Raw genomic sequence first — 22,900 nt, 5'->3', positions numbered from 1 at the left:
GCGTCCATGCTGTCGGCCGCATCGACCGGCCAGCCTTGCACCACCCACCCGGTGCGGGTTGCGGGCGGATCGCTGCTGGTCCAGCACAGGGCGATGCCGATGGGACGCGACGATGCCGATACCGATCTCGTCGCTGCGGCCCGCCGCGGCGACCGCGCGGCATTCGAGACGTTGTTGCGGCGGCATTACGACCGCATTCACGGCCTTGCCTGGCAACTGATCGGATCGCGCGCCGACGCCGACGATGTCGCGCAGGACGTCTGCTGCACGCTGGTCGAACGGCTCGCCGAATTCCGCGGTGATGCGAAGTTCACGACCTGGCTGACCAGCATCGTCTTCAACGCCTGCCGCGACGCCCGGCGGCGGCGGCGCTCGTTTCAGGGGCTGACCGAGCAGTTCGGCGTCTGGAGCGGACTTTCGCGCGGACCGGACGGCCGCGATCTGCATGACGCGATGTGGGTGAAGGGCGCGGTCGCCCGCTTGAAACCGGCATATCGCGACGCGGTGGTGCTGGTCGCCGGTCAGCAGCTCAGCCACGCCGAAGCAGCCGCCGTACTGGGCGTGGCCGAAGCGACCATATCGTGGCGGATGCATGAAGCGCGCCGCCTGCTCACTGGCGGCTGACGCGGCTGTCGAAAAAATTTCGTGTTGGTCCCAAGGATTCCGGGCGCGGGCGCGTCCCAGTGACATGCGGCCGATCAGCGCGCCGCTGTTGCCAAGGGAGTGAGACATGCCCCGATATCGTCCAGCAGTCGCGGTCACGCTGATCGCATTGCTGCTCGCCGGTTGCGCCAGGACCGGGATCGAAAACGGCGCGGCACAGGGCGACGACATGATCGTCACCGGCAGCCGCGCCTCTGTCGCCGAGGCTCTGCAAAAGGAAGCGCGGGACATCGTCGTCACCGGCACTACCGTTTCCGTGCCACCACCACCGCCGCCGCCACCTCCACCGCCACCCGGCATGGTCGCGCCCAGCCCGGTGATGGCGCGCATGGCGGCGGAATCGTGGCGGCCCGTGCCCCCGCCGTATCATGACACCGGTCGCGACAAATTCACCCCCGTCGCGCAGAACCCATTCAAGCTGGTGCGCGAGGAGCCGGTCTCGACCTTCTCGATCGACGTGGACACCGCATCCTATTCGTTCGTCCGCGCCTCGCTGAACCGCAACGTCCTGCCGCAACCGGCGGCGGTCCGGACCGAGGAACTGGTCAATTATTTCCCCTACGATTACGCCGCGCCGCACTCCGCCGCGCAGCCCTTCACCAGCAACGTCGCGGTTTTCCCCAGTCCCTGGACAGCCGGGCGCAAGCTCGTCCGGATCGGAATCAAGGGCTATGAGATCAAGCGCGAGACCCGGCCGCACGCAAATCTCGTGTTCCTGATCGACACGTCGGGATCGATGAACGAGCCCAACAAGCTGCCGCTGGTCAAGCAATCTCTGGCCATGCTGGTCGACCAACTCGACGCCAACGACCGGGTCGCGATCGTCACCTATGCCGGAACCGCCGGGACCGCGCTGGAGCCGACCCCCGCCAGCCAGAAGTCGCGCATCCTGAGCGTCATCGACGAACTCGGCGCGGGCGGCAGCACGGCGGGCGCAGAGGGTATCCGGCAGGCCTATGCGCTGGCGAACCGCAATCTGGACCCGCGCGGCGTCAACCGCGTGATCCTGGCCACCGACGGCGACTTCAACGTCGGCATCACCAACCAGGACGAGTTGAAGGGCTTCGTCGAGCGCGAGCGCGGCAAGGGCGTGTTCCTTTCAGTGCTCGGCTTCGGGATGGGCAATTACAACGACGCGTTGATGCAGACCCTCGCGCAGAACGGCAACGGCGCCGCCGCCTATATCGACACCGTTGGGGAGGCGCGGAAGACGCTGGTCGACGAAGCGACGTCGACGCTGTTCCCGATCGCCAAGGACGTGAAGATCCAGGTCGAGTTCAACCCGTCGACGGTCGCGGAATATCGCCTTATCGGCTATGAGACACGATTGCTCAACCGCGACGATTTCGACAACGATCGGGTCGACGCCGGCGACGTCGGCTCCGGCCAGACCGTGACCGCGCTCTACGAAATCGTGCCGGCCGGCGGACCGCGTGCGATCGGCGACCTTCGCTACGCCAGACCGGCCGCCGTGACCCAGCCTTCGCGCGGCGGCGAATACGGTTTCGTGAAGATCCGCTACAAATTGCCGAAATCAGACACCAGCCGGCTGATCGCCACCCCGATCGATCGCGCCGTGGAGGTGGCGCGGTTCGATCAGGCGCCGCAGGACGCGCGCTTCGCCACCGGCGTCGCCGCCTTCGCGGAACTGCTCCGCGGCGGACGGCATAACGGCAGCCTGGGTTACGGCGACGTGCTGCGGATCGTGAACGGCGCGCGCGGCGCGGACAGCTTTGGCTATCGCGCCGAACTTGCGCAGATGGTGCGCGCCGCCAGCGTCAGCCGGTCGCTGGCGCGGTAGGACGAATAGCCTGTGTTCGCCGCCGGTCGAGCATTCGACCGGCGGCGATTGCCGGTATAAGACGGGCGGCAATGTCGACCGAACCCGACCTTTCGGCCCTGCTGCCCCCTTCGCCGCCGCCCCGTCCCGACCGGCGCGAGGCGACGATCGTTGCGGCGATGCGGCGGTGGGATGGCGACGTTTCGCCAGCCCCCACACCCGCACCGGCCCGCCGCTGGCGTTTGACCGGGCGACCGCAATTGGGCGTCCTGGCCGCCGCTGCGCTGGTCGCGGCGATCGGCCTGCCGCTGTGGCTTTCGGAAGACCATCGGCCGCCGGTCGCGGCCCGCGCTCCGGCTGCGGTCGCACCACCCGCATCGAAAGCTTCGGAGCCGCCAGCCGACAGGGTGGCCGAACCACTGCCGGACAGGCCGTCAGGTCGCGCGCCGGAAATCGTCGCAGCGCCCGCTCCGCAAACTGACGAGCCCGCCCCGCCCGGCGAAGAACGGCAGCGCGATGCTGTTGTCGAGAGCGCAATGTCCGCACCGCCACCTGCTATAGTGGCGGCCGCACCGCCACCGCCACCGCCACCGCCGCCTCCGCCTCCGCCCCCCGCGCCCGCCGCCGCGGCCGAAGAAGCCGACGTCGCCGGCGACCTGATCGTCACCGGCTCACGGATCACCGGCCGCGCGGCAAAGGCGCAGCAGCGGCTTGAGCGCCGCGTGGCGGCAAACGGCGGCTTGAACGCCTGCACAATCGACGATCCACGGCAAAGCCTGAACGCTTGCCGAAAGGCCGTGCCCGCCGCCGCTGCCGGAACCACGGGGCGCGCGGCCGCGCTCGTTGGCGACGGACTGATGCTGGCCTGGCAGGATGATCTCGACGGCGCGATCGCCGCGTTCGACCGCGCGATCGCCATCTCTCCCAAGCTCGCCGCCGCCTGGCTCAACCGCGGTCTGGCGCATGCGAAGGCGGGCGACGACGACCGCGCGCTCGCCGATCTCGACAAGGCGGTCCGCTATGCCCCCGACGATCCGCGCGGCTGGTTCCAGCGCAGCCTGATCCTGCGCCGTGAGGGCAAGGCCGCCCGCGCCGACGCCGACGCCGCGCGCGCCGCGCAACTCGACCAGGATTAATGCGCTGCGGCGTCGTGGACGCCTATCCCCGTTTCGGACCGCAATCGCTGTTCCGGATAGCCCGCCTTGTCGATCGCGGCGCGGGGTGACTGGTCGAGAGCCGATATCAGCCAGATCGCGAGGAATCCGGCGGGCACGGAGAATAACGCGGGCGAGCTGTAGGGAAAGATCGCCTGCTCGAACCCGAACACAGCGACCCAGATCACCGGGGACAGACTTGTCAGCACGAAGGCGGTCGCAAGCCCGATCGCACCGCCCCACGCCGCGCCATTGGTCGTGCATCCCTTCCACAGCAACGACATGACCAGCACCGGAAAATTGCCCGACGCCGCCAGCGCAAAGGCCAGGCTGACCATGAAGGCGACATTCTGTTTCTCGAACACGATTCCCAGGATGACGGCGGTGATGCCCAGCAGGATCGTCGTGATCCGCGACACGCGCAGCTCCTTCACCGGATCGGCTTCACCCTTGCGAACCACGCTCGCATAGATGTCGTGCGAGATCGCCGAGGCCGCGGACAGCGTCAGCCCCGCCACCACCGCCAGGATCGTCGCAAACGCCACTGCCGAGATGAAACCAAGGAACAGATTGCCGCCGATCGCGTGCGCCAGATGCATCACCGCCATGTTGTTCCCGCCGCGCAGCGCGCCGGCCGCATCGACATAGTCCGGATTGAACGAGATCATTACGATCGCGCCGAAGCCCAGCACGAAGATCATGGCGTAGAAATAGCCGATCCACACCGTCGCCCACATGATCGACTTGCGCGCCTCCCGTGCGTCGGGAACGGTGAAGAAACGCATCAGGATATGCGGCAGGCCCGCCGTGCCGAGCATCAGCGCGAAGCCGAACGACAGCGCCGAAATCGGATCCTTGATGAAGCCGCCCGGCCCCATGATCGCCCGGCCCTTCGCCGCGGCGTCGGCGGGCGACAGGCCACCGTCGAGCGCGACTTTCGTCTTCACCGCGACCGCCCGCGCGAACAGCGCCTCGATCGAAAAGCCGACATGCGCCAGCACGCCGAGGACCAGGAACGTCGCGCCGCACAGCAGCATCACCGCCTTGATGATCTGCACCCACGACGTCGCGCGCATCCCGCCGAACAGGACATAGATCATCATCAACCCGCCGACGACGGTGATCGCATAGAGATAGGGCAGGCCGAACAGCAGCTGGATCAGTTGCCCCGCGCCGACCATCTGCGCGATCAGGTAGAAGGCGACGACCAGCAAGGTGCTGATCGCCGCAAAGCTCCGCACCGGTCCCTGCAGGAAACGATAGGAGGCGACATCGGCGAACGTGAAGCGCCCGAGATTGCGCAACTTCTCGGCGATCAGGAACAGGACGATCGGCCAACCGACGAGGAAGCCGATGGCATAGATCAGCCCGTCGTAACCATCGTTGAAGATCTGCGACGTGATGCCGAGGAACGACGCCGCCGAGCAGTAATCGCCCGCCATCGCCAGACCGTTCTGAAATCCGGTGATGCCGCCGCCGGTGTAGAAATCGGACACGGTGCGCGTCCGTCGCGCGGCGGCCCCGGTGATCCACAAGGTGATCGCGACGAACCCCGCGAACATCAGGATCGCGGTCCAGTTCGTCGGCTGCCGCTGCACCGCGCCCACGATCGCCGCATTCGCGCCGGTTGCCCAGCCGAGCAGCACAAGCAGTCCCGCGCACGGTGCCAAACTGCGCATCACGGCTCCACGTCCGCCAGCAACTCGGCGAGGCGGGGGTCGTACACCCGGTTGGCGCGCCGGACATAGACCGCGCAGATCGCGACCGTACCGACCAGCATCGCCGCCCCCAGCGCGACCGCGATGCTGATCGTCCCGCCGCCGATCGGCTGCGCCATCAGCGGCTTGTCGAACGCGATCAGCGCGATGAAGCTGCTGTACGCGACGACGGTGATCGCCGTCAGCATCCAGGAAAAGCGCTGCCGGTCGCGCACCAGCGCACGATAGCGCGGATCGGCTGCAATCCTGGCTTCGAGCACACGATCGGGAACAGGGGGCGACGGCATGCCCGTTCATCGGCGAGGACGTCGCGGTTGGCAACGCCTGGCGAAACCGGCCCCCGACGGCCGTGACCCGAACAGGCCCCTGCATGCGATCACCAGCCGACAACAGGCCGCCGCCGGGGCAGGTTGCGCCGCCCGCAAATCACGCCATAACCGAAGTTATGGATGATTCCGCCGCAAACGGGACATTGTGCTGAGAGGATGACGATGGCCCCCCACCCCCTGTTCGACCTGACCGGAAAGGTCGCGCTGATCACCGGCGGATCGCGCGGGCTCGGGCAGCAGATGGCGCTGGCCTTCGCCGATGCCGGGGCCGACGTGATCGTCTCCAGCCGCAAGGCCGACGCGTGCGAAGCGGTCGCCGACGAAATCCGCGCGAAGGGCCGCCGCGCCGCCGCGCTGCCCGCCCACGCCGGACGCTGGGACGAGATGGACGCGCTGGCCGACGCGGCGTACGAACGGTTCGGCCGCATCGACCTGCTCGTCGCCAATGCCGGGATGGGGCCGCTGGTGCCCAGCCACGAGGTAAGCGAAACACTGTTCGACAGCGTCGTGTCGCTGAACTTCAAGGGGCCGTTCCGCCTGATGGCGAACGTCGCGCACCGCATGAGCCAGGGCGACGGCGGCGCGATCATCGCCACCTCGTCGATCGCCTCGCTCATGCCCACACCTCAGGTCGTTCCCTATGCCGGGGCGAAGGCCGCGCTCAACGCCACGATCATCAGCCTTGCGCGCGAATACGGCCCGAAGGTGCGCATCAACGCCATCGCCGCCGGTCCCTTCCTGACCGACATCGCGAACGCCTGGGAAGCGGAAGCGCGCGAAACCGCCCCGAACGCCGCCGGTCGCCCCGGTCGGCCGGAGGAAATCGTGACCACCGCATTGTGGCTCGCCAGCCCCGCCTCCAGCTTCGTCACCGGCACGATCGTGCGCTGCGACGGCGGTATGCGGTGAGCGCCGCGCTGGAGTCCGGCGCGGTCGACACCGCGTGGCTGACCCAACGCCTGCGCACCGCGAGCGTGATCCGCGATGCGCGCGTGACGTCGGTCGAAAGCAAGGCGGTCGGCGTCGGGATGCTCGGCGATTCGATCCGGTTTGCGGTCACCTACGACATGGACGAAGGCGCACCCGAATCCTTCGTCGGCAAGTTCGCCAGCGCCGATCCGGTCAGCCGCAAGACCGGCGCAGACTTCGGCCTCTACGCCCGCGAAATCGGCTTCTACCGACACCTCGCCGACACCGTCGCGATCCGTACGCCGGCCTGTTTCTCGGCCGAGATCGACGAAGCCGACGGCACGTTTGCGCTGCTGCTGGAGGATCTGACTCCCGCGCGCGGCGGCAATCAGCTGACCGGATGCGATCTTCCCGATGCGGAGGCCGCGATGGTGCAAGCCGCCGCGCTCCACGGCCCACGCTGGAACGACGCGACCCTGCGCGACCATGCCTTCCTCGACACCAGCGCCGCGCGCGATTTCGTGGTGCAGGTCTTCCCCGACTGCCTCGCCGAGTTCCACACCCGCTACGACGGCGTGCTGGAGCCCGAATACATGGCGGTGTGCGACGCTTACGGCGCGCTGATCGGCCAGGCGATGAACCACCCGCCGACCAGCTTCACGCTGACGCACGGCGACTTCCGGCTCGACAACATGCTGTTCGATGCGAGCGACCGCGCGGTGCCGTTGGCCGTGCTGGACTGGCAATCCCCCGCGATCGGGCTTGGCGCGGTCGACATCGCGTATTTCCTCGGCCTCGCGCTGTCGGTGGATAACCGGCGCAGGCACGAACGCCATCTGCTCGATTTCTACCTCGACCAGCTCCGCGGCTATGGCGTCACCGGTTACGATTACGACGCTTTGTGCCGCGACTATCGCCTGACCCTGCTGTCGGGCGTCTCCACCGCGGTCTTCGCCTCGGCCTCGACCAAGCGCACCGAACGCGGCGACGCGATGTTCCTCGCGATGGCGCGCGGCGGTGCGGCGCAGGCGATCGATGCCGATGCGCTGGGGGCCCTGCGGGTGATCTGACGCGCTCACGCGCGCAAGACTGCACCGGCCCGCTCCCCCACCCCGCCTCCCATTCAGCAATAATGACTTGGGAGGCGGGGTGGGGGAGCGGGCCGGTGCCGTCACGGTTCAGCGATGCTGAACCGTCAACTGGTAACAAAACAGCTCTCACCCGCGACCTTCAACCGGCCGCAGATATCCGCTGCCGCGGTCGCGCTGCCCGCGTTCACCCGCAGCCGGAACAGCTTGCGCCCGTTCACCTCGGCCGGCTGCACCTCCTTGCCGAGCGTCGCGACGTAGCCGAACCGCTTGGCGACTGCGCTCCACGCCGCATTCGCCGCCGCCTCGCTGGGGAAAGCGCCAAGCTGGACCAATGCCCCGCCCGACCCCGCACCGGGCACGCTCGTGCGCGGCGCGGCCATCGGCGCGGTCGCCTTCAGCCGCCCGCCAGCGCCCGGCACCTCGGCCACCGCACGCGTTCCGGCGCCCGCCACCGGCACCGCCCCGGTCGAACGTTTGCCCGTGATCGGCGTCTCGGGCACCGCCTTCAGGTCGATCGAGGACGCTGCATTCGATCCGGCGCTGGTCGCGATCGCCGAATCGCCCTCGCCCTTCACCTGCAAGCCGCCGGGATCGTCGGGGCGAACCTTGTAATCGCCCTCCTGCGCCGCGATCAGCTCGCCGGTCCCCGCGCTGCTGCCGCTGCGCTGCTGCACCTGATAGATGCCGAACACGATCGCGCTGACCACCGCAAGGCCCAAAACCACCAGCGCCACGACGCGGAACACGCCGGGGCCTTCCGGCTCGTCGGGTTCGACCGTCTCCAGCCAGGGCAGCCGATCCTCGTCGCGCAGATCGATTTCGTCCGACGTCGTCATCAATGCATCTCCGAAACGGCCTCCACCCCCATGATCGAGAGGCCGTTTCGGATGATCTGCCCGATCCCGTCGGCCAGGAAAAGCCGCGCCGCGGTCGCCGCTGCGTCGTCCAAAATCAGGAATCGACGGTCGGGCCGATCGTTGCCGACGTTCCACTGCGCGTGGAACGCGGCGGCCAAGTCATAGAGATAGAACGCGATTCGGTGCGGTTCGCGCGCAGCGGCGGCCGTCTCCACCACCCGCGGGAACTGCGCGGCCAGCTTCACCAGCACCAGTTCCTCCGTATCAAGACGGGACAAATCGGGCGCCTCAGCCGTAATTCCCGCCTCGTCCGCGCGCCGGTGGAGCGACGCGACGCGGGCGTGCGCATATTGCACGTAGAACACCGGATTGTCCTTCGACGCCTCGACCACCTTGGCGAAGTCGAAATCCATCTGCGCGTCCGACCGCCGCGTCAGCATCGTGAAGCGCACCACGTCCTTGCCGACCTCACGCACGACGTCCGCCAGCGTGACGAAATTGCCCGAGCGCTTCGACATCTTCACCGGCTCGCCCGCGCGGAGCAGCCGCACCATCTGCACCAGCTTCACGTCGAACTTGGTCTTGCCCCCGGTCAGTGCCGCGACCGCCGCGACGATGCGCTTCACCGTCCCGGCATGATCCGCGCCCCAGATGTCGATCAGCTCGTCCGCGCCTTGCGCCTTCTGGTAGTGATAGGCGAGATCGGCCCCGAAATAGGTCCACGACCCATTCGATTTCTTGATCGGCCGATCCTGATCGTCGCCGAATTGCGAGGACCGGAACAGCGGCAGTTCCACCGGTTCCCAATCGTCCGGCGTCTCGCCCTTTGGCGCTTCCAGCACGCCGTCATAGATCAGGTCGCGCGCGCGCAGCTCGGCCTCCGCCGCCTCCGGCTTGCCCGCCGCCTGCAACTCGGCCTCCGAGGCGAACAGATCGTGATGGATGCCGAGCAAGGCGAGATCGGCCTTGATCAGCTCCAGCATCGCCGCGACCGCGCGGGTGCGGAACAGCACGAGCCATTCGTTCTCTGACGCGGCCGCGTACCGGTCGCCGAACTCGCTCGCCAGCGCCTGCCCAACCGGCACGAGATAATCGCCCGGATACAGCCCCTCGGGGATCGCGCCGACATCCTCGCCCAGCGCCTCGCGATACCGCAAATGCGCCGACCGCGCGAGCGTATCGACCTGCCCGCCCGCATCGTTCACGTAATATTCGCGGATCACCTTGTGCCCGGCGAACTCGAGCAACGCCGCCAGCGCATCACCGACCACCGCGCCGCGGCAATGCCCCATGTGCATCGGTCCGGTCGGGTTCGCCGAGACATATTCGATGTTCACCGACACGCCCTGCCCGCGCGTCGAACGGCCGTAATCGCCCCCCGCATCGTGGATCGCCGACAGCTCGGCGCGCCAGATGTCGTCGGTCAGCCGCAGATTGATGAACCCCGGTCCGGCGACAGACACGCCCTCCACCTCGTCCAGCTTCCCCAGCTCGGCCGCGATCTTCTCGGCCAGCGCGCGCGGATTGGCCTTCGCCGCCTTCGCCAGCACCATCGCGGCGTTGGTCGCCAGATCGCCATGCGTCGCATCGCGCGGCGGTTCGACCGTCACATTGCGGCGATCCACCGCGGGATCGAGGTCGCCCGCGGCGACAAGAGCATCGAGCGCCGCATCGACATGCGCCGCGAACCGGGAATAAAGCGTCATGCGCGCGCCTTTAGAACAGCGGTCAGGCGCGGACCAGCCCTTCGGTCGCGCGCGCCTTTGCGCTCGCCGGGAACAACGCCGCCATCGTCGGCGCAGGATCGAGCGCGAAATGCCCCGCCACCGCGCCGCCGATGAACGCGTCCAGCCCCATCGTCGGCTTCAGGTCACGCCCCTCGTACAGCGCCGCAGGGGCCAGCCCAGGCCAGTCCGCGATCACGCGCCCGCCCTTCACCGCACCCCCTAGCAGCATTGCGGCTGAGGCCGTCCCGTGATCAGTGCCGTTGGTGCCGTTGACCGCCACCGTCCGCCCGAATTCGGTCGCGACCAGCACCATCGTGCGATCCCACACCGGTCCCAGCCCGGCCTGCAACGCCGCGATCATTGCGTCCAAGCCCTTTAACTGCGCCTGCAGCCGCCCCTTCTGCGCGCTATGCGTGTCCCACCCGCCGGTCTCGATCATCGCGATCCGCGCGCCGTTCGCCGGCAACAGCAGTTTCGCCGCCAGCGCGCCCGTCGCGGCGGCGTTGCGACCGTTGTCGCCTGCCAGATCGCCGGTCAGCGTCCGCGTCTGGAGCGCCTCGTCCCACAAGGCGTGCAACTGCTTGTCGCCCTCGTACAGCATCGTCACCCGCCGCAGCAGATCCTCCGACGCATCTGGCAAGGCGGACGGCGCATAGGACGCCACCTCGCGCGATCCCCGCAGCGCCATCGGCACGGTCGCGGCGACCGCGATCGCGCTGCGCTCCTCGGTCGGCACCACGCCGAGGAGCCGATTGAGCCAGCCGTCCTTCTGTTGATAAGCGCGCACGCCCCCGGTCTCGAGCACGTTCTGCCCGTCGAAATGCGATCGGTCGCGGTACGGCGAGGCGATGGCGTGCGCGAACAACGCCTGCCCCTTCCCGTACAGCGCGCCCGTCTGGACCAGCGCGGGGTGCAGCGCGAACATCGCGTCCAGCTTCCGCGCGCCCGCCAAATCCTCGCCCAGCACGCCGCGCACGCCGCTGAACGCCGGATCGCCGACCGGCGCGACCATGCTGAGGCCGTCGGCCGCGCCGCGCTGGATGATGAACACGAAACGCCGGTCGGTCGCGGCCTTCGCGAACGCCATGCGCGGCGCGAACGCCGCGGCCACGGCGGCGGCACCGCCTCCGATCAGCAATGAGCGACGATCGAACATCTTCTATCTCCGCATCGTTTCCGGGGCGACCAGCAGCAAGGCCAGCCCCTGTCCCGGACTCTCGGCGCGCGCGATCGCGGTCGCGGTCGCATCCGACAGCGCCGCCGGATACAGCTTCGCCGCCAGCGCGCGCGCATCCGTCTCGGGCGCGCGGGCGGCGATCCGCTCCGCCGCCTCGACCCGCCGCATCACCGCATCCGGCCCGGCCCACGTCGCCGCGATATCGTCATAGCCGATGGGCTGCCCCGGCTTCCACACCGGCTGCCCGAGCTGGTTCAGCAGCCCGACCGCCGATCCCGACGCAACCTCACGCTGCCCGGTCGCGCGCATCGCTGCGACCGCCCATTCCCACGGCGTGCGGAATTTCGACGTGCCCGCTGCCCATGCCTCGGGCGAGGCGATGATCGCGCGGTACACCGTCGGCAGGTCGCCATCCGACGACCGGAACGCCGCCGCGATCCGCGTCACCATCGCGGGCGGCGGATCGTCGCCCGCGAAATGCCGCGCCAGCTTGGTCGCGACATGCGTCGCGGTCGCCGGATGCCGCGCCAGCGCGTCGAGCATCGCCTGCCCCTGCGCCTCGCCGCCTTCGGCATAGCTCTGTCCCAGCAGACTCCGCGCACCCGGTTCATGGACCGCGGGGGCGAAGCGGAACGCGCCCGGATCACCCTGCCCACCAGCGCGCCGCCCGATCCCTGCCACGCTCCAGCCGGTCAGCCCGCGCGCGAGTTCGGTCACGTCGGCCTGCGAATAGCCCGTGCGCACGCCCAGCGTGTGCAGCTCCATCAGCTCCCGCGCAAAATTCTCGTTCAGCCCGCGCTTGTTGCCGCGCAGCGCAGCGCCTTGCGCGAAGCGGCTGCCCGGCCCGACCGACTGTGCCTGATCCAGATACAGCAGCATCGCCGGATGCCGCGCCATCGCGCCCAGCATATCGCGAAACTTGCCCGTCACATGCGGCCGGATCGCCTCGAACTCGAACGCGCCGACCAGCGGCGTCACGACGATCTTGTCCGCCGACACCGCGAAGTGATTGGCCCAGAAATGCACCATCCGCTCGGCGAACGGCGCGGGCGTGACCAACGCCGAGGCCATTCGCGCATCGATCGCGGCCTCATAATGCGTGCGCCGCAACTGTCGTCGCGCCGCCATCTGATCCGGATCGCGCGGCGGGCGTTGCACGGGCTGCATCGCCGACCCCGCCGTCATCGCAGCGTCAGGTTGCTGCGCACCCGCAGCGCGACGCTCCTGCCGCACCGCGCGACGTTGTTCCTGATAGTCCATGATCTCGGCCGCGATCACCGGCGTTCCGGCAAGGCCCGCCAAGACGGCGGGACGCGGCTGATAGCGCGCCAATTGCGCGGTCAGCCATGCGCGCGGATCGGTGGGCAGGGCCTCGTCGGGCCGCGCGCCGAGGCCGAAGCGGTTGAGCGCGATCGAAACTTCACTCACAGGCGTCACCTCCAACAAGAGGAATATGCCCGGCTTGTCGCAAAACTATGTCAAATCGCGATTTTATCGCGCCCGCGCGCGCCACTCGTCCTTCAAAAGCCCCAGGATCACGCTGTCGCGCACCCCGATATGCGTCTCCCATTCGGCGCGCAGCAGTCCCTCGCGCTGGAACCCCAGCGATTCGAGCAGCCCGATCGACGCCGCATTGTCGGGATCGGTATCGGCAAAGACGCGGCGTTGTCCTTCGGCGAACAACAGGTCGATCAGCCCCGTCACCGCCTCCCGCGCGTACCCCTTGCCCCACGCCGATCGCACCAGCAGATAGCCGATCTCGCTCACCCCGGCCCGCCGCGTCGACGCGCCCAACGTCCCGATCGCGCGATCGTCGCCCGCGATCGTGATCGACCAGCCGCGCCATTGATCGTTGTCGGCCCGCGGCGTCAGGTACGCGGCCGACTCCCCGACCGTGGCGTGCGGCGCGCTCGACCAATATCGCATCAACTCCTCGTCTCGATACGCCTCGTGCAGCGCCGCCGCGTCGTCGATTGCCTGCGCGCGCATCGCCAGCCGCGCGGTCGTGAAAGGTTGTGCGGTACTGGTCACCGCGCCTTCCACCTTGCTCGAGCGGCACGAACCTCCGCGACGGCCTTCACCATGCCAGAATCCGCGCAATAGCTTTGCTCGAACGGCGTCAGCGGCGGCGGTGACACGGTCGCGGCTTCGCCGTCCGGCCCCAGACACCGAAACGTCGCCTCGCGCCTTCCGATCATGTCGATCGGCGCACGCGAAGCGTCGGCGCGGGCGATGGCTGTCGCCAGTTGCGCGAGATAAGCAGCCCAACTCTTCCGATGCTCCGCCGCGTTCGGGTAACCGTCCCCGGCTGCCGGTGAGATGACGATCGCGGCGCGTATGGTTTCCGCCTCGTCGAAAGCACCCATTTCACGCAGCGCGTTCGCCGCGCGGCCACGCAAAACGATCGATTCGAAGTTCGCCGGATCGACCGGCATCGCTCGGACTAGCGCGACAAACTCGCGGTTATATCGAAGGACGCGGGCGTCATCGTCCCCACGGATCTTTGCCTCCCACGTCGCGCGTAAGAGATAATACACCGCCGACTCGCTGCCCAGCGATCGGTCCAGAAAGTAGGCCAGATAATATGGCGTCTCGGTCTTCCGCAGCGCCGTATATTCCGCACCCGTCACGATCATTGTGACCCGCTTCAGATCCAAGCCACTGAACGAGGTATAAATTACAAGCCCGTTGCCGGGGCATTGCGGCAGTTCGCGCGGGAACAGGCCCGAGCCGACCGGCATGCCGTCAGGAAGTTCGGCCCATCTCGAAAAACTCGCCAGCGATCGAAAACGGAACTTCTCGCCGCCCACCGGGCACGTCTCGATCGTTTCTCTGAAGGTGCTGGCGCGAAGCTGCGATCCGCTGATTTGAAGCGATGCAACCGCAAGCGCGATCCACCCCGCTCGCATCATACTCCCAATGCCTCGACCAGCGCCTGCACCTTCTTCTGGCGCCATTGCGGCAACGGCGCGACCAGCCAGTAACCGAAGCGCGACGGCCGCGGTTCGCCCACCACCGCCAGCCGCCCCGCGGCGATGTCGCGCGTCGCCAGCAATTCGGGAACGGTCGCTTGCCCCAAACCCTCCGCTGCGGCGTCCAGTGCCAGCCCTGCATCGCCGACCCGCACCAGCGCGGACGCGTCGTCAGGCGTACAGCCGGGCCAGGCGATCTTCGCATTCGCGCCGCCGCCCGGCCGCTCGACCGTCACCATGCCCTCCGATTCGATCGCCTCGCCCTCATGCGCGCCCGGTCCCTCGCCCCAGCGCACTGCAAGATCCAAATTCGCCTCGGTGAAATCAGGCGCGTCGTCCGCCGACACCAGCACGAAGCGCAACTCGCCATCGGTCCGCGCAATCTCGGCAAGCCGCGGCAGCAGCCATTTCTCGGTCAGGTCGCGCGGCGCAGCGATCGTCAGCGATTTGGACGATTGCCCCGCCTGCATCGCGCGCACCGCTTCCTCGAACTGCAGGAAACCTTCGCGTAGCGCCGCCAGCCCGGCCTCGCCCTCCGGCGTCAGCTCCAGCCCCTTGGTCGTGCGCCGGAACAGCACGACGCCCAACGTATCCTCCAGCGCTCGCACCTGCTGCCCGACCGCCGCCGGTGTCACCGCCAGCTCGTCCGCCGCGCGCGTGAACGACAGATGCCGCGCCGCCGCGTCCAGCACGCGCAGCCCGTTCAGCGGAAGGTGCGTGCGCTTCACTCGATCACCACCGGCGCGTTCAGCGCGAACCGCGGGATCGCCACGTCGAACATCGCGCCGTCTTCGCCGATCATCCGGTAGCTGCCCTGCATATGTCCCGACGGCGTCGCCAGCGGACAGCCCGATACGTAGTCATAGCTGCCACCCGGCGCGATCAGCGGCTTTTCGCCGACCACGCCCTCGCCCTCCACCGTATGCCGCGCGCCGCGCCCGTCGGTGATCGTCCAGTGCCGCGTCAGCAACTGCACCGACTGCGGCCCCTCATTCTCGATCCGGATATGATAGGCCCAGAACCAGCGCCCGCGCTGCGGCTCGGACTGTTCGGGCAGATAGCTGACCGACACGCGCACCGTCACCCCGAGCGTCGTCTCCGCCGCGGGGAACAGCGCCTTCACAAATCCACCGCCGTCAGCGCACGGTCGAGGTCGTCGATCAGATCCTGCGGGTCTTCCAGCCCGACGTTGATGCGGATCATCCCCTCGGTCACGCCCATTTCGACGCGCTTGTCCTCCGCGACGCCCGAATGCGTCGTCGAGGCGGGATGCGTCATCAGCGACCGCGAATCGCCGATGTTGTTCGATATATCGATCAACTCCAGCGCATCGAGCAGCCCGTGCGCCTGGCTACGCCCGCCGTCCACCTCGAACGCGAAGATCGGCCCCGTCGCGTCCATCTGCGCCATCGCCAGATTGTGCTGCGGGTGGCTCGGCAGCCCCGGATGGAGCATCCGCGGCACGCGTTTCTCCAGGAAACGCCCGACCGTCACCGCGCTCTCCGACTGCCGCCGGATGCGCAGGTCCAGCGTCTCCAGCCCCTTCAGGACCACCCAGGCGTTGAATGGCGACAGCGTCGGCCCGGTGTTGCGCGTGAACGGCAGCAGCGTGTTGTCGATGAAATCCTGCGTCCCGCACACCGCGCCCGCCAGCACGCGGCCCTGCCCGTCCATCATCTTGGTCGCGGAATAGGCCGTGACGTCCGCGCCATATTCCATCGGCCGCTGCAGCGCGGGCGTGGCAAAGGCGTTGTCGACGACGCTGATGATGCCGCGTTCGCGCGCGATATCGCACACCGCCTTCAGGTCGACGATGTCCATCGTCGGGTTCGCCGGCGTCTCGAAGAAGAACACCTTCGTCTCGGGCCGCACCGCATCCTGAAACGTCTGCGGATCGCGCGCGTCGACGACGGTGGTCGCGATCCCGAACTTCGGCAGCAAGGTGTCGACCAGCCAGCGGCACGACCCGAATGCCGCACGCCCCGCGACGACATGGTCGCCGGTCTGCAACTGGCACAGCAGCACCGCGGTCATCGCCGCCATGCCGCTCGCCATCGCACGGCACGCTTCGGCCCCCTCCAGCAGCGCGATGCGATGTTCCAGCATCTCGACCGTCGGATTCTGCAGCCGCGAATAGGTCATGCCCTGCTGCTCGCCCGCAAAGCGCGCCGCCGCGTCGCCCGCGCAGTCGTAGGCATAGCCCGAGGTGAGGAAGATCGCCTCCGACGTCTCGCCATATTCCGACCGCGCGGTTCCGCCGCGGATCGCGCGCGTGGCCGGGCGCCAGGTGTCGGTGATCGATCGGTCCTGTCCGGTGCGGCGTTTCATGGGGCTGCTTTCGTCGATTGCCCCCTCGCTTTCAAGGGCGCGCGCGGTACACACGTCACGATGCTTCGCCGCCCGATCCCGCTCGCGATCCTGATCGGCCTGGCTTCGTGGCTATTGTTCCTGATCCGGCTGGCGGTGCCGCATCAGCCGGTGTTCGACGAAACCCACTACGTCCCCGCCGCACGCATCATGGCGACGCTCGCCGAACCAGCGAACATCGAACACCCGTTGCTGGCGAAGGAATTGATGGCGATCAGCATCCGGTTGTTCGGCGATACGTCGTTCGGCTGGCGTTTCATGTCAACGCTGGCGGGTGCGGCGACGGTCGTGGCGGTATTCGCGATCCTGCAGCTGATGATCGGGCGGGTGCGATCCAGCCTGTTCGGCGCGGTGCTGACGTTGCTGGGCTTCACGGTCTATGTGCAGGCGCGGATCGCGATGCTCGACACCTTCATGCTCGCATTCCTGATCGCCGGAATCGCGGTGATCGCGTGGGGGATGCGCCGCGGCGGATGGGGACGCTGGACGCTCGGTGCGGCGCTGCTCGGCGCGGCGGTGGCGTGCAAATGGGGCGCCGCCCCCTACGTGGCCTTCGCCGCGATCGCCTTCGTCGCATTGAAGCGGGAAGACACCAAACGCTGGCCCGGCATTGCGATCATCCCCGGCGTGGCGGTGCTGGGCGCAGTATCGGTGGCGACGTACTTCGCCACGTTCGCCCCAGCGTTCTTCTACGCCAACCAGCCGATGACATTGGTGCGGCTGATCCCGTGGCAGCTCGAGATGTACACGCGTCAGACGTCGCCCCTGCCGCCGCACACCTATCAGTCGAACTGGTGGACGTGGCCGCTGATGATCCGCCCGATCTGGTATCTCTACGAACCCGCCGACGGGGCGCAGCGCGGCATCCTGCTGATCGGCAACCCGGTGGTGATGTGGGGCGGGCTGGGCGCGCTGGCGGCGTGCGTGTGGGGCTGGATCAAGACCGGATCGCCGCGCCTGTTCGCCGCCGCGGGGCTATGGCTGGGCAGCGTCGCGATCTGGGCGGTGATCCCCAAATCGCTCGGCTTCTATTATTATTACTATCCGTCCAGCGTGTTCATCGTCATCGCGATCATCGTGGCCTTCGACCATTGGCGCGACCGGCTGACGCATTGGGACGAAGCGTTCGTCGCCGCGGCGCTGGTGCTGGCGATCTATTTCTTTCCCGTCCTGTCGGCGCAGGCGCTGCCCGACGCAGGCGCATTCCGTCAGTGGACATGGTTCGACAGCTGGATTTAATACCGTCCCCAGGTAAACCGCGACGACAGTGCGTAATTCCACACCGCGCCGACCAGCACCCCGACCATCGCCGACGCCGCCCACGCGCCGTCGCGCACGTCGTGCAGGAACGCCGCCACGCCGATATTCGCCACCGCGCCGATCGAGCAGACGACACAGAACGCGACCCAACCGTCGAGCAACGCCCGCGCGCCCTTCAGCCGCCGGTCGCGATAGGTCAGCGTGTTGTTCAGGAAGAAATTGAACGTCATCGCCGCGAACGTCGCGACGATCGTGCCCGCGATGAAACTGCTCCCGGCCCCGCGGAACAGCAGCCACAGCACCGCCATGTGCACCGCCAGCCCGAGCACCCCGATCGCGGAGAACATCGCGAACCTGACCGGCACCGCCTTCCCGAACATCCGGTCGTACAGCGCGATCAGATATTCCATCGCCACGACGTGATCCAGCTTGCTCTCCCCCTCGGTCCGGACGCGGAACGTATAGGGCAGTTCGACGAACGCGATCGGGCGCGGGCTGGCGGTCATGATGTCCAGCAATATCTTGAACCCGATTCCCTTCAGCCGCGGCGCGAGACCCCGGATCACGTCGCTGCGGATCATGAAGAACCCGCTCATCGGGTCGGCCAGATCGGCCTTCAGCACGCGCCGCGCCAGCCGTGTCGCCAGCGCGGATTTCGCCACCCGGTCGCGGTCCCACTCGCCGGTCCCGCCGCCCGCGACAAAGCGCGATCCGACCACCACCTCCAGCGCCGCATCCCTGCGCAACGCCGCCACCATGCCGGGCAACAGCGTCTCGTCATGCTGCAGATCGCCGTCGATCACCGCCACCAAGGGCGCGGCGGTCGCGCACATCCCCTCGATACACGCGGTCGACAGCCCGCGCCGCCCAATCCGCTGGATCACCCGCACGCGCCGGTCGATCCGGGCGATCTCGCGCGCCGCACTTGCGGTTCCGTCGGGACTGTCGTCGTCGACGAAGATCATTTCCCATTCGAGGCCCGCCAGCGCCTGATCCAGCTTCGCCACCAGCGTCGCGACATTGCCGCGTTCGTTGAAGGTCGGCACGACCACCGCCAGGTCGAGCAATGCGGTCACAGCCCGGCGAGCACCGCGTCGCCCATCTCTTGCGTCGAGCAATCACCGCCAAGGTCCGCCGTCCGCTTGCCCAACGCCAGCGCCGCGCTCACCGCCGCGTCGATGCGATCCGCCGCCGCTGCCATCCCGAGCGAATGGCGCAGCATCATCGCCGCCGACAGGATCGCGGCGCACGGATTGGCTTTGCCTTGCCCCGCGATATCGGGCGCGGAGCCGTGGATCGGCTCGTATAAGCCCTTGCCGTTCTCATCGAGCGAGGCCGATGGCAGCATCCCGATCGACCCGACGCACATCGACGCCTGATCCGACAAGATGTCGCCGAACAGATTGCCCGTCACGATCGTGTCGAACGCGCCCGGCGCGCGCACCAGCTGCATCGCGGCATTGTCGACGTACATATGCGCAAGTTCCACTTGCGGAAAATCGCGCGCGACCTCGTTCACCACGTCGCGCCACAGTTGCGATGTTTCCAGCACGTTGGCCTTGTCGACCGACACCAATTTGCGCCGCCGCCGCATCGCCGTCTCGAACCCGACGCGTGCGATCCGCGCGACCTCGACCTCGTCGTAGCGCATCTGGTCGTAGCCTTCGCGGAGACCCTTGCGCGTCACCCGCCGCCCCTTCTCGCCGAAATACACGTCGCCGGTCAGCTCGCGGATGATCATCAGGTCGATCGCACGCGCGATCTCGGGCTTCAGCGCGGACGCGTCCTCCAGCCCCGGAAAGATCTTCGCCGGGCGTAGATTAGCGAACAGCGCCAGCTCCCGGCGCAATCCCAGGATCGCCTGTTCGGGCCGCAGATTGCGCTCCAGCCCGTCGAACGCCGGATCGCCCACCGCGCCGAACAGGATCGCGTCGGCGCGCTTCGCCAGCGCCAGCGTATCGGGGGGCAACGGATGCCCCGCCACCCGGTACGCCGCCCCACCGACCGGCGCGTCCTCGAACGTCAGCCCCAGGTTCAGCGCGTCCAGCACGCGCCGCGCCTCGGCGGTTACTTCGGGGCCGATGCCGTCGCCGGGCAGGATCGCGATCAGTGGCGTGTGATTCATGTGGTCCCCGCGCGGTTACGGCAGCGGGCAATGGCGAACGCCCGCCCGTTACGCAACCGCGCGCTTCAGCCGGTCGATCAGCCGCTCGCGCGCCGCCAGCGTATCCGCGCGCCGGTCGACCAGCACGTCGCGCGCCAGAAAATGCCCGGTGATGGCCAGCGCGGACAGCACATCATCCCATGTCGCCGCGCCGCCCTCCCGCAGGAACGCGGGCAGCGCAAACAGCCGCGCCTCATACCCGAACGCCGCCCCGCGGCTGACCGCGCCGCCGCTCTTCGGACTGACGAACGCCAGGTCGTCGCTCTGTCCCGTCGCCGCGCACCGCTCCAAATCGAGTCCGAACCCCAGCTCCGCCAGCAGCAGCAATTCATACCGCGCCAGGCTCCCCGCCCAGCCCTTCGCCGCGGGCGCCGCCTCGATCGCATCGAGCACCCCGCCCAGCCCCACATATAGCCGCGGATACGGCTGCGCCTCGGGCAGCGTCGCAGCGGTCAGCGCCGCCGCCCACGCGATCGCCGCCGCGGGCAAAGGCTCGGCGTGCAGCGGCGCGCGGCTGTGCACCAGCTCCACCGTCAGCGCCGCCAGTTGCTCGTCGGTCCGCGCGCGCCATTCGCCCAGGATGGCGTTCCCCGGCATCAGCACCGGCCGCAACCGCCGCGAGCGCCCGCCGCGCACATAACCCGCCCGCACGCCATCCTCCGGCGTCAACGCCCGCACCACTGCGCCGTGCTCACCATGCGGCAGGACGGCGACGACGATTCCGGGCGCGGACAGGTGCATCGCCGCACGGTCGCGCTTATAATCCTCCCCTGCAAGGGGAGGTGGCAGGCCGAAGGCCTGACGGAGGGGTGTAGCGCTATCGAGAGGCTTTCACCCCTCCGACGCGCTTACGCGCGCCACCTTCCCTTGCAGGAGAGGATTGGGAAGGCTTTAGGCGCGGCGTATCCTCCTCGCCATGTCGCTGAGCGCCGGATGCGCCGCCGCCCGCTTCGCCACCCGCATCGCCACATCGAACCCGCCGACCGCCGCCACCGCCGCGCGATTGGCGATCGTGCGCCGCAGCAAAAGCAGGTCGCGGCACGCCACCCCGCCGCTCGCCAGCCCGCGCTTGTGCTGCCCCTCGCCCTCGGTAAAGTCGAACCGCGCAAACCGATCGGCGAACAAATCGCCCAGCGCCTCCCCCATCAGCACGCTGCCCGGCGACAGCGCCGCATACGCCGGATCATGCCCGACATAATCGTAGCGCAGCGCAGACCCTTGCGCCGAACACCACAGATACGCCGCGGGCGCGTCCCCCACGTACAGCAGCCACGCGCGCACCGCATCGCCCTGCGCCAACGCCATCATCCGCGCGACAAACGCGGCGTCCCCCGGCAGCCCGGCCGCCATCAGCCGCTCCTGATAGGTCGTCGCCGCCACCGCCCGCGCGACCGGATGGAACGCCGCCATCTCCGCCGCGGTACGGAACCGGCGCACATGACCGCCCGCCTCCGCCAGCTTCTTCGCCTTGCGCTTCAACGTCGACCGCGCCTGCCCCGACAGCCCGCCGCGCCATGCCGCCTCCCCCGCCGCCAGATCGACATAATATCGCACGTACCGCTGCCGCTCGAACGTCAGCCCGTCCCACGGCAACGCAACATCCTCCGACAACGACGTCACCAGATACCCGTCGTCACGCTCCCCCAGCCCAGCCAGCACCGGCACCGACCCCGCCAACGCCTGATCCAGCGACAATCCCACCCGCACCAATGCTCGCGGAAAGCTGACCAACGTCCGCGCCCCCACCTGCAGCTTCAGCGCGCTCACGCCGCGCGCTCCGCCACCAGGTTCGACCACAGCTGCTCCACCTGCCGCCGCCTGAGCCGCCACGCGCTCGGCCCCAGCGGCCGGTCGTCCCGCCCCAGCGCCAGCGCAGGCCGGTCGCGGAAATGCGCCGTCGGCAGCACGTCCCGCCGCGCCGCCAGCAGCCCGCACAACGCCTGAAACCGCCGCACATGCACCCGGTTCGGCGCAGTCCCCGCGCGCGTCGCCAGCTCGAAGCTGTGCCCGACGATCGTCGTCGCCGCGTGATCTTGCGCGATCGCATGATCCAGCGCCGCGCGCATCTCGCCCCCCGACAGCGCGCAGATCTGGAAATTGCGATACGCGCCGCTGCGATCCTCGATCACCGTCACCGGCACCTCGATCACCCCGCGCCGCACTGCCGGCGCGATGCGCTCCGGCTCCAGCGAAATCGCGCTCGGCCACGGATGATGCGCGCCGTTGTGGCTGCTGTCATACGCGATCCCGATCGCCGCCAGCGCCGCCAGCGTATCGTCATTCGCCGAATAACTCCCCGACCGGAACGCCACCGGCGCAGGCGCGCCCGCCGCCATCAGCAATTCGCGCGCCTTCGTCAGCAATTCGCGCTGCCCATGCGCCGAAAAATCGATCAGCTCGAACGCCGCATGCGCCGCCCGGTCATCCGCCCGCGCGCGCATCCAGTTCGGGTGCAGGTGCAACTGCACCTCCTGTCCCGCCCCCAGCACCGCCGCCACGATCCGCGCAAACGGCTCGATCCCGTACACCAAGGCCGGCATCGGATCGACGAAGAACGTCGCCTTCAACCCATGCGCCGCCAGCACCCCAAGCTGCCAGCCCAGCCCAACCCCCGCCGGCTCCACCGACAGAGCATGGATCGCCGCCGCATCCAGCCCCGCCGCATGATGCCGCCACGCGAATTCGGTATCGATCGTGATGAAGGCGTGGCCCATGGCGCGGGCGTAGCGCGC

General features: G+C 68.5%; 22 protein-coding genes. 6 read left to right on the top strand and 16 right to left on the bottom strand.

Annotated elements, in window-relative coordinates:
• Positions 1–6: 6 nt before the first annotated feature.
• From M0208_RS14965 to M0208_RS14955, 3 genes are all read left to right on the top strand, one after another.
• Entirely contained in the window at positions 7–624 is a 618-nt protein-coding gene (locus M0208_RS14965; protein ID WP_258892470.1) for an RNA polymerase sigma factor, read from the top strand.
• A 106-nt stretch (positions 625–730) separates the two neighbouring features.
• Complete coding sequence (locus M0208_RS14960; RefSeq protein WP_258892469.1) at positions 731–2,464, top strand: VWA domain-containing protein; 1,734 nt, start codon at positions 731–733, stop codon at positions 2,462–2,464.
• Positions 2,465–2,535: 71 nt separating this feature from the next.
• The gene (locus tag M0208_RS14955; RefSeq protein WP_258892468.1) at positions 2,536–3,579 is read left to right on the top strand and encodes a tetratricopeptide repeat protein; all 1,044 of its coding nucleotides are present in this window, start codon (positions 2,536–2,538) and stop codon (positions 3,577–3,579) included.
• On the opposite strand, the gene M0208_RS14950 is transcribed toward M0208_RS14955, so the two are convergent.
• Together M0208_RS14950 and M0208_RS14945 are read right to left on the bottom strand one after the other, a co-directional pair.
• Positions 3,576–5,276 carry a cation acetate symporter gene (locus M0208_RS14950; RefSeq protein WP_258892467.1) on the bottom strand — a complete coding sequence of 567 codons (1,701 nt, stop codon included), beginning with the start codon at positions 5,274–5,276 and terminating at the stop codon, positions 3,576–3,578. The two genes, M0208_RS14955 and M0208_RS14950, sit on opposite strands and share 4 nt — an antisense overlap.
• A complete protein-coding gene (locus M0208_RS14945; RefSeq protein ID WP_258892466.1) occupies positions 5,276–5,602 on the bottom strand; it encodes a DUF485 domain-containing protein in 327 nt (108 codons plus the stop codon). The genes M0208_RS14950 and M0208_RS14945 overlap by 1 nt, the downstream gene beginning before the upstream one ends.
• Before the next feature lie 204 nt (positions 5,603–5,806).
• Between M0208_RS14945 and M0208_RS14940 the strand changes: the two genes are divergently transcribed.
• Positions 5,807–6,553, top strand: a complete 747-nt coding sequence (locus M0208_RS14940; protein WP_258892465.1) for an SDR family NAD(P)-dependent oxidoreductase — start codon at positions 5,807–5,809, stop codon at positions 6,551–6,553.
• Entirely contained in the window at positions 6,550–7,623 is a 1,074-nt protein-coding gene (locus tag M0208_RS14935; RefSeq protein ID WP_258892464.1) for an ecdysteroid 22-kinase family protein, read from the top strand. The genes M0208_RS14940 and M0208_RS14935 overlap by 4 nt, the downstream gene beginning before the upstream one ends.
• Before the next feature lie 125 nt (positions 7,624–7,748).
• Here the strand turns inward: M0208_RS14935 and M0208_RS14930 are convergent, their stop codons facing one another.
• From M0208_RS14930 to M0208_RS14890, 9 genes are all read right to left on the bottom strand, one after another.
• Positions 7,749–8,480, bottom strand: coding sequence for an SPOR domain-containing protein (locus tag M0208_RS14930; protein ID WP_258892463.1), 732 nt, complete (start codon positions 8,478–8,480; stop codon positions 7,749–7,751).
• Complete coding sequence (gene argS, locus M0208_RS14925) at positions 8,480–10,207, bottom strand: arginine--tRNA ligase (RefSeq protein WP_258892462.1); 1,728 nt, start codon at positions 10,205–10,207, stop codon at positions 8,480–8,482. Before argS ends, M0208_RS14930 begins: the two co-directional genes overlap by 1 nt.
• A gap of 22 nt (positions 10,208–10,229) precedes the next feature.
• The gene (locus tag M0208_RS14920; protein WP_258892461.1) at positions 10,230–11,384 is read right to left on the bottom strand and encodes a DUF1501 domain-containing protein; all 1,155 of its coding nucleotides are present in this window, start codon (positions 11,382–11,384) and stop codon (positions 10,230–10,232) included.
• A gap of 3 nt (positions 11,385–11,387) precedes the next feature.
• Positions 11,388–12,833, bottom strand: coding sequence for a DUF1800 family protein (locus M0208_RS14915; protein WP_258892460.1), 1,446 nt, complete (start codon positions 12,831–12,833; stop codon positions 11,388–11,390).
• A 63-nt stretch (positions 12,834–12,896) separates the two neighbouring features.
• Positions 12,897–13,436: a GNAT family protein gene (locus tag M0208_RS14910; RefSeq protein ID WP_309547016.1), complete on the bottom strand. Its 540-nt coding sequence runs from the start codon at positions 13,434–13,436 to the stop codon at positions 12,897–12,899.
• Positions 13,433–14,146 (bottom strand): hypothetical protein, encoded by a 714-nt coding sequence (locus tag M0208_RS14905; protein ID WP_258892459.1) that lies wholly within the window; start codon positions 14,144–14,146, stop codon positions 13,433–13,435. Before M0208_RS14905 ends, M0208_RS14910 begins: the two co-directional genes overlap by 4 nt.
• A 167-nt stretch (positions 14,147–14,313) precedes the next feature.
• Positions 14,314–15,105: a LysR family transcriptional regulator gene (locus tag M0208_RS14900; protein ID WP_258892458.1), complete on the bottom strand. Its 792-nt coding sequence runs from the start codon at positions 15,103–15,105 to the stop codon at positions 14,314–14,316.
• On the bottom strand, positions 15,102–15,500 hold the full coding sequence (gene apaG / locus M0208_RS14895; RefSeq protein WP_258892457.1) for a Co2+/Mg2+ efflux protein ApaG: 399 nt from the start codon (positions 15,498–15,500) through the stop codon (positions 15,102–15,104). The genes M0208_RS14900 and apaG overlap by 4 nt, the downstream gene beginning before the upstream one ends.
• A complete protein-coding gene (locus tag M0208_RS14890; protein ID WP_258892456.1) occupies positions 15,497–16,705 on the bottom strand; it encodes a PLP-dependent aspartate aminotransferase family protein in 1,209 nt (402 codons plus the stop codon). Before M0208_RS14890 ends, apaG begins: the two co-directional genes overlap by 4 nt.
• Positions 16,706–16,765: 60 nt before the next feature.
• Between M0208_RS14890 and M0208_RS14885 the strand changes: the two genes are divergently transcribed.
• A complete protein-coding gene (locus M0208_RS14885) occupies positions 16,766–17,983 on the top strand; it encodes a glycosyltransferase family 39 protein (RefSeq protein WP_258892455.1) in 1,218 nt (405 codons plus the stop codon).
• On the opposite strand, the gene M0208_RS14880 is transcribed toward M0208_RS14885, so the two are convergent.
• The 5 genes from M0208_RS14880 to M0208_RS14860 form a co-directional block, all read right to left on the bottom strand.
• A complete protein-coding gene (locus M0208_RS14880; RefSeq protein WP_258892454.1) occupies positions 17,980–19,080 on the bottom strand; it encodes a glycosyltransferase family 2 protein in 1,101 nt (366 codons plus the stop codon). The genes M0208_RS14885 and M0208_RS14880 overlap by 4 nt on opposite strands.
• Positions 19,077–20,129, bottom strand: a complete 1,053-nt coding sequence (gene leuB, locus M0208_RS14875; protein WP_258892453.1) for a 3-isopropylmalate dehydrogenase — start codon at positions 20,127–20,129, stop codon at positions 19,077–19,079. The genes M0208_RS14880 and leuB overlap by 4 nt, the downstream gene beginning before the upstream one ends.
• Before the next feature lie 48 nt (positions 20,130–20,177).
• Positions 20,178–20,909, bottom strand: coding sequence for a DNA repair protein RecO (gene recO / locus M0208_RS14870; protein ID WP_258892452.1), 732 nt, complete (start codon positions 20,907–20,909; stop codon positions 20,178–20,180).
• A gap of 150 nt (positions 20,910–21,059) precedes the next feature.
• The gene (locus tag M0208_RS14865; protein WP_258892451.1) at positions 21,060–21,935 is read right to left on the bottom strand and encodes a GNAT family N-acetyltransferase; all 876 of its coding nucleotides are present in this window, start codon (positions 21,933–21,935) and stop codon (positions 21,060–21,062) included.
• Positions 21,932–22,882, bottom strand: a complete 951-nt coding sequence (locus tag M0208_RS14860; RefSeq protein ID WP_258892450.1) for a polysaccharide deacetylase — start codon at positions 22,880–22,882, stop codon at positions 21,932–21,934. The genes M0208_RS14865 and M0208_RS14860 overlap by 4 nt, the downstream gene beginning before the upstream one ends.
• Positions 22,883–22,900: the final 18 nt, after the last annotated feature.

Origin of the sequence: Sphingomonas sp. SUN019 (genome assembly GCF_024758705.1) — a bacterium.
GTDB lineage: Bacteria > Pseudomonadota > Alphaproteobacteria > Sphingomonadales > Sphingomonadaceae > Sphingomonas.
This window is presented reverse-complemented; position numbering and strand designations above follow the sequence as displayed.

Excerpts from the sequence above, each read along its gene's own strand:
- M0208_RS14965 (WP_258892470.1), top strand. The coding sequence starts at position 7 with ATGCTGTCGGCCGCATCGACCGGCCAGCCTTGCACCACCCACCCGGTG.
- M0208_RS14960 (WP_258892469.1), top strand. The coding sequence starts at position 731 with ATGCCCCGATATCGTCCAGCAGTCGCGGTCACGCTGATCGCATTGCTG.
- M0208_RS14955 (WP_258892468.1), top strand. The coding sequence starts at position 2,536 with ATGTCGACCGAACCCGACCTTTCGGCCCTGCTGCCCCCTTCGCCGCCG.
- M0208_RS14950 (WP_258892467.1), bottom strand. The coding sequence starts at position 5,276 with ATGCGCAGTTTGGCACCGTGCGCGGGACTGCTTGTGCTGCTCGGCTGG.
- M0208_RS14945 (WP_258892466.1), bottom strand. The coding sequence starts at position 5,602 with ATGCCGTCGCCCCCTGTTCCCGATCGTGTGCTCGAAGCCAGGATTGCA.
- M0208_RS14940 (WP_258892465.1), top strand. The coding sequence starts at position 5,807 with ATGGCCCCCCACCCCCTGTTCGACCTGACCGGAAAGGTCGCGCTGATC.
- M0208_RS14930 (WP_258892463.1), bottom strand. The coding sequence starts at position 8,480 with ATGACGACGTCGGACGAAATCGATCTGCGCGACGAGGATCGGCTGCCC.
- argS (WP_258892462.1), bottom strand. The coding sequence starts at position 10,207 with ATGACGCTTTATTCCCGGTTCGCGGCGCATGTCGATGCGGCGCTCGAT.
- M0208_RS14920 (WP_258892461.1), bottom strand. The coding sequence starts at position 11,384 with ATGTTCGATCGTCGCTCATTGCTGATCGGAGGCGGTGCCGCCGCCGTG.
- M0208_RS14905 (WP_258892459.1), bottom strand. The coding sequence starts at position 14,146 with ATGCCGGTCGGCTCGGGCCTGTTCCCGCGCGAACTGCCGCAATGCCCC.
- M0208_RS14890 (WP_258892456.1), bottom strand. The coding sequence starts at position 16,705 with ATGAAACGCCGCACCGGACAGGACCGATCGATCACCGACACCTGGCGC.
- M0208_RS14885 (WP_258892455.1), top strand. The coding sequence starts at position 16,766 with ATGCTTCGCCGCCCGATCCCGCTCGCGATCCTGATCGGCCTGGCTTCG.
- leuB (WP_258892453.1), bottom strand. The coding sequence starts at position 20,129 with ATGAATCACACGCCACTGATCGCGATCCTGCCCGGCGACGGCATCGGC.
- recO (WP_258892452.1), bottom strand. The coding sequence starts at position 20,909 with ATGCACCTGTCCGCGCCCGGAATCGTCGTCGCCGTCCTGCCGCATGGT.
- M0208_RS14860 (WP_258892450.1), bottom strand. The coding sequence starts at position 22,882 with ATGGGCCACGCCTTCATCACGATCGATACCGAATTCGCGTGGCGGCAT.